The organism is Belnapia rosea, assembly GCF_900101615.1.
Classification (GTDB): Bacteria; Pseudomonadota; Alphaproteobacteria; order Acetobacterales; family Acetobacteraceae; genus Belnapia; species Belnapia rosea.
Genome location: NZ_FMZX01000105.1, coordinates 1 through 1472, shown reverse-complemented (window position 1 = coordinate 1472; position 1472 = coordinate 1). Strand labels below are relative to the sequence as shown.

At 69.8% G+C, this 1472-nt stretch carries 2 protein-coding genes; both read left to right on the top strand.

All coding sequences use genetic code 11. The annotated features are described in order from the left end of the window. Positions 1–382, top strand: a 382-nt coding sequence (locus BLR02_RS28250; protein WP_245705013.1) for a UDP binding domain-containing protein, incomplete at its 5' end; no start/stop codon positions are given. 87 nt (positions 383–469) lie between these two features. Beyond that, positions 470–1471: an NAD-dependent epimerase/dehydratase family protein gene (locus BLR02_RS28245; protein ID WP_090665496.1), complete on the top strand. Its 1002-nt coding sequence runs from the start codon at positions 470–472 to the stop codon at positions 1469–1471. Position 1472 lies beyond the last annotated feature (1 nt).

Below are 1472 nucleotides of genomic sequence, written 5' to 3'. Positions count from 1 at the left end.
CGGCGATGTGGCGGGCAAGTCGATCGGCATCCTGGGCGTGACCTTCAAGCCCGAGACGGATGACATGCGGGACGCGCCGAGCCTGGTGATCCTGCCGAAGCTGGTGGCCGCCGGCGCCCGCGTGACGGTGCACGACCCGCAGCCGCACCAGGCGCGGCAGTCGTTGCCGGGCGCCATCACCTTCGCGGCGACGCCGCTGGAGGCGGTGACGGGGGCGGATGCGGTGGCGCTGCTGACGGAGTGGAACGAGTACCGCTCCATGGCACCGGAGCGGCTGCGCGGGGCGATGCGGGGCCGGGTCGTGCTCGACCTGCGCAACGCCTGGGACCCGGCTGCCATGCGCGAGGCCGGCCTCGACTACTCCGGCATCGGACGCCCGTAACGGCATTCGCAAGGGTCGTTGCGGCTTGCGCCGGCGCGGCGCTGGCCGCACACGGTCTCCACCACAGGCTGAGGAGAGGACACCGCCATGAAGATCCTGGTGACCGGCAGCGCCGGCTTCATCGGCTTCCACCTGGCCCGCCGCCTGCTGGCGGAGGGCCATGCCGTGGCCGGCATCGATGCCATGGTCCCCTATTACGACCTGCGCCTGAAGGAGGCCCGCCACGGGCTGCTGGCCCGGTCCGATGCCTTCCGGCCCATGGTCTTCGACCTGGCCGATGGCGCCCGGCTCGGCACGGTGATGGCGGAGGAAAGGCCGGACATCGTCGTCCATCTCGCCGCCCAGGCCGGCGTCCGCTACGCGATGGAGCATCCCGAGAGCTACATCCACAACAACGTCGTCGCCACCTATGCCCTGGTCGAGGCCTGCCGGCACCATCCCGTGCAGCACCTGCTGGTCGCCTCCACCAGCTCCGCCTACGGCGCCAACACCTCCATGCCCTTCCGCGAGACGGATGCGGTGGCGACGCCGCTCAACATCTATGCGGCGACCAAGCTGGCGACAGAGAACATCGCCCATAGCTACGCGCATCTGTGGAAGCAGCCGACGACGGCCTTCCGCTTCTTCACCGTCTACGGTCCCTGGGGCCGGCCGGACATGGCGCTGTTCAAATTCACCGACGCCATCCTCAAGGGCCGGCCCATCGACGTCTACAACCACGGCATGATGGAGCGGGACTTCACCTATGTGGACGACCTGGTCGAGGCCATCACACGCCTCATCCCCCGCCGGCCGGAGATCGGCAGGCCCGTCTCGCCGGCCGACTCGCTGAGCCCCGTGGCGCCCTACCGGCTGGTCAATATCGGCAATGCCAACCCGGTGCGGCTGCTGGAATTCATCGCCGCCATCGAGCGGGCGACCGGGCGCGAGGCCATCCGCAACCTGATGGACATGCAGCCCGGCGAGGTGCTGAAGACCTGGGCCGATGCCAGCCTGCTCCAGGCCCTCACCGGCTACCGGCCCACCACGGATGTGCCGACCGGGGTCGCCGCCTTCGTCGCCTGGTTCCGCGAGCATTACGGGGCCTGAC